Annotated in this window: 1 protein-coding gene; it reads right to left on the bottom strand. The window is 42.4% G+C overall.

From position 1 onward, the window contains the following. Window positions 1-116: 116 nt before the first annotated feature. Window positions 117-644 (bottom strand): UDP-3-O-acyl-N-acetylglucosamine deacetylase (gene lpxC / locus R7044_RS26070; RefSeq protein WP_225456101.1); only part of this gene is annotated, 528 nt, incomplete at its 5' end.

Here is a 644-nt window from a genome sequence, read left to right as displayed (position 1 = left end):
GCTCGCAGATATGGCAGAAAAATCTGGCCAATAACCATCAACCATCATCAAGTGCGGTAAAATTTAGATAGAAAAAAACCAGGTCGAAACCTGGTTTTTAATATTCTTTGACTAACTTATGCTAGCACCATGTTTGGCTCTGCAAAAGCGACTGGAGAACCTACTTCTTCTTCGAAAGTTGTCCATTCCCACGCTTCTTGATCCGCCAATACTGCGCGTAGAAGTTGGTTGTTTAAACCGTGACCTGATTTATAAGCACGGAATTCACCAATAATTGGATGACCACACATGTAAAGGTCGCCAATTGCATCTAACACCTTGTGAGTAACAAACTCATTCTCAAAGCGCAGACCTTCTTCGTTCAGAATTCGGTAATCGTCCAATACGATAGCATTGTCGAAACTACCACCCAAAACTAGGTTTTGAGATTGTAGGTACTCGATATCACGCATAAAGCCAAACGTACGTGCACGAGAAATTTCGCGAACGAAACCTTGAGATGAGAAATCAAACAGCAGGCGCTGCTCGTCTGATTCAATCGCAGGGTGGTTAAAGTCAATTTCGAAGTCCATACGGAAGCCGTTAAATGGTACAAATTCTGCCCACTTATCGCCATCTTCAAAACGAACTGACTTTTTAATGCG

It is taken from the genome of Vibrio sp. 1402, from assembly GCF_033340275.1.
This window is presented reverse-complemented; position numbering and strand designations above follow the sequence as displayed.